Here is a 6000-nt window from a genome sequence, read left to right as displayed (position 1 = left end):
ACCCCCCCGGTCCCGCGGCCGTGACCCGGTGGCCGGTGGTGCGGAGCGGCCGGGGGCGGCCGTGCGGCGGCGCGGCGGCGCGCCCCGGGGTCACATACCGAGCTTCTTCGTCTCGTTCAGCTTCGCGATCGCGTCCGCGTCGCCGTCCTGCTCCACGTCCGCCGCCTTCTGCCGCCCGAGCGCGAACATCAGCAGCTCCGAGGGCTCACCGGTCACGGTCACGACCGGCGCGCCCTTGTGCGCGACCGCCGTCTGCCCGTCCGGGCGGCGCAGCACCAGTCCGGTCGGGGCGCCCCGCCCGGCCAGCCGCGCCGTGCGCTCCAGCCGGGACCACAGGGCGTCCTGGAAGACCGGGTCCAGCTCACGCGGCGTCCAGCCGGGCCGCGCCCGCCGCACGTCCTCGGTGTGGACGTAGAACTCCACCGTGTTCGACGCCTCGTCGATCTGCTTCAGCGAGAAGGGCGACAGCCGCGGCGGTCCCGTACGGATCAGCTGGATCAGCTCCTCGTACGGCTTCTCCGCGAACTCCGCCTGCACCCGCTCCAGGCGCGGCGCGAGCTGCTTGATCAGCAGCCCGCCCGCCGCGTCGGCACGGCGCTCGCGCACCACCACGTGCGCGGCGAGATCACGGGTGTTCCAGCCCTCGCACAGAGTGGGGGCGTCGGGGCCCGCGGTCTCCAACAGGTCGGCGAGCAGGAGCCGTTCACGCTTGGCATGGGTCGACATGGCAGCAAGCCTACGACCGCCCCGGCACTCCGCCCAGTGGAGGGAGGCGAACCGGGGACACCGGGGGACACGAGGTCCGGCCTGTGGACAACTGCCGGACGCGTCCCACCGGCGCGGCACAATGGTCTCCATGACCAGCACGCCCCCGCCCAGCGGGCCCAGCGGCCTCGACCCGCAGATCACCGCGCGCCTCAAGCGCAGCGCCGACGGACTCGTCCCCGCCATCGCCCAGCAGTACGACACCGGCGAGGTGCTGATGCTCGGCTGGATGGATGACGAGGCACTGCACCGCACGCTCACCACGGGCCGCTGCACGTACTGGTCGCGCAGCCGCGGGGAGTACTGGGTGAAGGGCGACACCTCCGGCCACTTCCAGTGGGTGAAGTCCGTGGCGCTCGACTGCGACGCCGACACCCTCCTGGTCCGGGTCGACCAGGTCGGCGCCGCCTGCCACACCGGGGAGCGCACCTGCTTCGACGCCGACGTACTGCTCAAGGACGCCGTCACCGACGTGCCGTCACCAGGTCAGTAAGGTCATCCGCCATGGACCTCGAGACCTTCCGCAAGCTGGCCACCGACCGCCGTGTCATCCCCGTCAGCCGCAAGCTCCTCGCGGACGGCGACACGCCGGTCGCGCTCTACCGCAAGCTGGCCGCGGAGCGTCCCGGCACCTTCCTCCTGGAGTCAGCGGAGAACGGCCGCGCCTCCTTCGCCTGGTCCCGCTACTCCTTCGTGGGCGTCCGCAGCCACGCCACCCTCACGGAGCGCGACGGGCACGCCCACTGGCAGGGCACCCCGCCCGTCGGCGTCCCCGTCGAGGGCGATCCGCTCGCCGCCCTGCGCGCCACCGTCGAGGCGCTCCACACCCCGCGCGGCGAGGGCCTGCCCCCGTTCACCGGCGGCATGGTCGGCTACCTGGGCTACGACATCGTCCGCCGCCTGGAGAAGATCGGCCCCGGCGAGCACGACGACCTGAAACTCCCCGAGCTGACCATGCTGCTCACCAGCGACCTCGCGGTCATGGACCACTGGGACGGCTCGGTCCAGCTGATCGCCAACGCGATCAACCACAACGACCTCGACACGGGCGTCGACGAGGCCTGGGCCGACGCGATCGCGCGCCTCGACGCCATGGAGGCCGACCTCTCGCGCGCCGTCTCGCAGCCCCCCGCCGCGCTGCCGCCCTCCGAGCTGCCCGAGTACACCGCGCTGTGGGGCGGCCCCGACTTCCAGCGCGCCGTCGAGGACGTCAAGGAACGCATCAGGGCGGGCGAGGCCTTCCAGGTCGTGCCGTCCCAGCGCTTCGAGACACCGTGCGCGGCCAGCGCGCTGGACGTGTACCGGGTGCTGCGGGCGACCAACCCGTCCCCGTACATGTACCTCTTCCGCTTCGACGGGTTCGACGTCGTCGGGTCGTCCCCGGAGGCCCTGGTGAAGGTCGAGGACGGGCAGGCCATGGTGCACCCCATCGCGGGGACCCGGCCGCGCGGCGCCACCGTCCAGGAGGACCAGGCCCTCGCCGACGAGCTGATCGCCGACCCCAAGGAGCGCGCCGAGCACCTGATGCTCGTCGACCTCGGACGCAACGACCTCGGACGGGTCTGCGAGCCCGGCTCGGTCGAGGTCGTCGACTTCATGTCCATCGAGCGGTACTCGCACGTCATGCACATCGTCTCCACCGTCACCGGCCGGGTCGCGGCGGGCCGCACGGCCTTCGACGTCCTCACCGCCTGCTTCCCCGCGGGCACCCTCTCCGGCGCCCCCAAGCCGCGCGCGATGCAGATCATCGACGAGCTGGAGCCCTCCCGGCGCGGGGTGTACGGCGGCTGCGTCGGCTACCTCGACTTCGCGGGCGACTCCGACACGGCCATCGCCATCCGTACGGCCCTGCTGCGCGACGGCACCGCGTACGTGCAGGCGGGAGCGGGAATCGTCGCGGACTCGGACCCCGTCGCGGAGGACGACGAGTGCCGCAACAAGGCGGCCGCCGTCCTGCGCGCGGTGCACACGGCCAACCGGCTCGGGCAGTAGGACAAGGCTCACGTGAACCCCGGGTGACGGTTCGCCCGGGGTTCAGGCGATAGTGGGGTACGTGACTGCCGTACCTCCCCCCCGATCCGAAGCCGCCGGCCCCGCCCGGGCCGGCCGCCGCAGCCTTGGCATCGCCCTGCTCTGCGGCGCCCTCGGCGCGGCAGTGGCCCTGCTCGCCACCCGGCAGACCTGGTCGCAGGGCACGGCGACGGTCGCCGGCGGCGCCTTCCCGCTGACCGCGAGGGGCAGCGACGTCACGGGAGTGCCCGCGGCGCTCGCCGTGGTGGGCCTCGCCGCGCTCGTCGCCGTCTTCGCCGTCCGCCGCTCCGGACGCCTGCTGGTCTCCGCGCTGCTCGCGCTCTCCGGCGCGGGCGCGGCCGTCGCGGCCGTGCTCGGCGCCGGCGACGACTCCGCCCTCGACGAGAAGGCCGCGGCCGCGTCCGGCGACACCGCCGCCACCGCGGACGCCCTCAGCCACACCGCCTGGCCGTACGTCGCCGCGGCGGGCGGTGCCCTCATCCTCGTCGCCGGGCTGCTCGCCCTGCGCTACGGACGGCTGTGGCCCGCGATGTCCGGACGCTACGAGCGCGACGGGACGCCCCGGCCGCGCAAGGCCACACCTGTCGACCCCGACCGGCCCGAGGACCTCTGGAAGGCCCTCGACCGCGGCGAGGACCCCACGGGGCCGGATCCGGCAGGGACCTAGGTCCCGGGTCCTACGGACTCCCTCCCAGGGTCCTCAGCGGGCCCTGGGACCCGGACCTCCGTCACGACGTGACGCATCAGACGTGTGAGGAGCGACCCCCGCGCTCACGATGGACGTCCGAGTACGGGACAATGGACGGTGAGCGTCCGACTCACACACGCACACAGCAACGAGGAGCAAGTCATGGCGGGCAGTAGCCACGGTCACACCCCGGCCGCCTGGACCGGTGTCATCATCGCCTTCATCGGTTTCTGCGTCTCCGGTGCCTTCATGGTGATGGCCGACCCGCTGGGCTTCTGGGCCGGCATGGTCATCGTTCTGCTCGGCGGTGTCGTCGGCATGGCGATGCGGGCGGCGGGTCTTGGCCAGCCGAAGGCCGGCACCGCGTCCGTTCCCACCCGGCCCGTCCGTGAGGCCGTCGGCGCCGAGAGCTGACCCCGAGAAGCTTCCCGAGAGGCGGTCCCGACCCCCGGGACCGCCTCTCGCGTGTCCGTGCCGCGCGCCCCGCGCGCGGGAGGGGCAGAATGCGTGACGTGAACGCCGAAACCCAGAGGGCACCGCGCACGCGCGTCCCGCTCGCGCTGCGGCGGCTCGGCGTCCCGGCCGGCGTGCTCGGGACCGTCGCGGCCGCCTTCGCGTACGTCGGGGCGGTGGACCCCAATCAGCCGGGGCACTACCCCGTCTGCCCGCTGCTGCGCCTCACGGGCGTGTACTGCCCCGGCTGCGGCGGTCTGCGCAGTGCGCACGCCTTCGTGCACGGGGACCTCGCCACGGCGCTCACGGACAACGCGCTCGCCGTCGTGGGCTATGTGGCCTTCGCGGCGCTGTGGACCGTCTGGGTGGTCCGTTCGGCACGTGGCCGGCCATCGCGGACCGATCTGGGACCCGTGCATCTGTGGAGCGTCGGCGCCGTGGCGCTGATTTTCACGGTTGTCCGGAACCTGCCCTTCGGTGGCTGGCTGCACCCTTGATCAAATGACAAATGTCCAGGTAGTGGGACCGGCGTCAACCGGATGTGAGGCATGGCTCCTCCTCCGGATACCATCGGAGTGACCCATAGGGACCGCCGGGACGGCGGTGCCGGGTCGACAGGCTCAACCGCTTCAACCGTTCACCGTCAGGGAAGGGGGCCGCTCGCGTGAGTGTGCTCGACGAGATCATCGACGGAGTCCGTGCCGACCTCGCGGAGCGGCAGGCGCGCGTCAGCCTCGACGAGCTCAAGGAGCGCGCGGCGAAGGCTCCTGCGGCCAAGGACGGCGTGGCAGCCCTGCGGGGTGACGGCGTCAAGGTCATCTGCGAAGTCAAGCGCTCCAGCCCGTCCAAGGGCGCGCTCGCCGCGATCGCCGACCCGGCCGGACTGGCCGCGGACTACGAGGCGGGCGGCGCGTCCGTCATCTCGGTCCTGACCGAGCAGCGCCGCTTCGGCGGCTCGCTGGCCGACCTGGAGGCCGTCCGCGCCAAGGTCGACATCCCCGTGCTGCGCAAGGACTTCATCGTCACGTCGTACCAGCTCTGGGAGGCCCGCGCGTACGGTGCCGACCTCGCTCTGCTGATCGTGGCCGCCCTCGACCAGTCGGCCCTGGAGTCCCTCATCGAGCGTGCCGAGTCCATCGGGCTCACACCGCTCGTCGAGGTGCACGACGAGGACGAGGCCGAGCGGGCGGTGGACGCCGGCGCGAAGGTCATCGGCGTCAACGCGCGCAATCTGAAGACCCTCAAGGTGGACCGCACCACCTTCGAGCGGGTCGCCCCCGAGATCCCGGCCGGCGTCATCAAGGTCGCCGAGTCCGGCGTCCGCGGGCCGCACGACCTCATCGCGTACGCCAACGCGGGCGCCGACGCGGTCCTGGTGGGCGAGTCCCTCGTCACCGGGCGCGACCCGAGGACCGCGGTCTCCGACCTCGTCGCGGCCGGGGCCCACCCCGCGCTGCGGCACGGACGGAACTGACGGACCGATGGCCACCCCGACCCACGCCCTCGCCGTTCCCCGTCCGGGCCCGCGCCCGGACGGCGGTCCGGTGCGCGTGCGGTCGGTCGCTCCCGGCCCGGCCCACGACGTGAACGCGGACCGGCTCCGCGCGCGGTCCGCCGTGACGCTCCCGCCCGCCTCGGCGGCCCGGGACCCGTACGCCCGACTCGCCCGTGGCTGCCGTCCGCGCGGCTGCCGGGCGCCGGCCCGCCGCGTCCACGGACGCCGGGTCCGCTATGTCATCGGTGACGAACCGGGCCAGGTCAACGGCATGCGATGGCGCCCCGGCGCACGCGCACACGCGTCGTCCCCGACCGGCTCCGTCCCGCGGACGGGCTGAGCGGGTCAGGACCGCCGGTCCGTCCGGCGGCGGTCGGCCGCCCTCGGGTGGAAACCGCTCCGGCCCGCCGGACGTCCCAGGCGGCCGCGACCGTTCCGGCACCCGCGAGGACCGCTCAGGGAGCGCCCTGGCACCGGTGAGACAGCCCGGGGGTTGTACGCCGGCTGGCCCCGACGGTTCGCCGGCCGTGCCGGTCCCAGGTCCGGCGGGCCTGAAGGTGACACGGTG

General features: G+C 73.6%; 8 protein-coding genes. 7 read left to right on the top strand and 1 reads right to left on the bottom strand.

The window, feature by feature from the left end; all coding sequences use genetic code 11:
- Positions 1-90: 90 nt before the first annotated feature.
- Positions 91-726 carry a TIGR03085 family metal-binding protein gene (locus ABZV34_RS18675; RefSeq protein WP_356277327.1) on the bottom strand — a complete coding sequence of 212 codons (636 nt, stop codon included), beginning with the start codon at positions 724-726 and terminating at the stop codon, positions 91-93.
- Between the two features lie 130 nt (positions 727-856).
- Between ABZV34_RS18675 and hisI the strand changes: the two genes are divergently transcribed.
- The 7 genes from hisI to ABZV34_RS18640 all read left to right on the top strand — a co-directional run bounded on the left by hisI (position 857) and on the right by ABZV34_RS18640 (position 5772).
- Positions 857-1258: a phosphoribosyl-AMP cyclohydrolase gene (gene hisI, locus ABZV34_RS18670; protein ID WP_356277324.1), complete on the top strand. Its 402-nt coding sequence runs from the start codon at positions 857-859 to the stop codon at positions 1256-1258.
- A gap of 11 nt (positions 1259-1269) precedes the next feature.
- On the top strand, positions 1270-2757 hold the full coding sequence (locus ABZV34_RS18665) for an anthranilate synthase component I (protein WP_356277321.1): 1488 nt from the start codon (positions 1270-1272) through the stop codon (positions 2755-2757).
- Positions 2758-2809: 52 nt separating this feature from the next.
- The gene (locus ABZV34_RS18660; protein ID WP_356277318.1) at positions 2810-3463 is read left to right on the top strand and encodes a TIGR02234 family membrane protein; all 654 of its coding nucleotides are present in this window, start codon (positions 2810-2812) and stop codon (positions 3461-3463) included.
- A 183-nt stretch (positions 3464-3646) separates the two neighbouring features.
- Complete coding sequence (locus tag ABZV34_RS18655) at positions 3647-3898, top strand: HGxxPAAW family protein (protein WP_356277315.1); 252 nt, start codon at positions 3647-3649, stop codon at positions 3896-3898.
- A gap of 89 nt (positions 3899-3987) precedes the next feature.
- Positions 3988-4434 carry a DUF2752 domain-containing protein gene (locus tag ABZV34_RS18650; RefSeq protein WP_356277312.1) on the top strand — a complete coding sequence of 149 codons (447 nt, stop codon included), beginning with the start codon at positions 3988-3990 and terminating at the stop codon, positions 4432-4434.
- 167 nt (positions 4435-4601) lie between these two features.
- Complete coding sequence (gene trpC / locus ABZV34_RS18645) at positions 4602-5411, top strand: indole-3-glycerol phosphate synthase TrpC (RefSeq protein ID WP_356277309.1); 810 nt, start codon at positions 4602-4604, stop codon at positions 5409-5411.
- A gap of 142 nt (positions 5412-5553) precedes the next feature.
- On the top strand, positions 5554-5772 hold the full coding sequence (locus tag ABZV34_RS18640) for a tryptophan synthase subunit(beta) (RefSeq protein ID WP_356277353.1): 219 nt from the start codon (positions 5554-5556) through the stop codon (positions 5770-5772).
- The last annotated feature ends 228 nt before the right edge of the window (positions 5773-6000 follow it).

Origin of the sequence: Streptomyces sp. NPDC005195 (assembly GCF_040608315.1) — a bacterium.
GTDB lineage: Bacteria > Actinomycetota > Actinomycetes > Streptomycetales > Streptomycetaceae > Streptomyces > Streptomyces kaempferi.
This window is presented reverse-complemented; position numbering and strand designations above follow the sequence as displayed.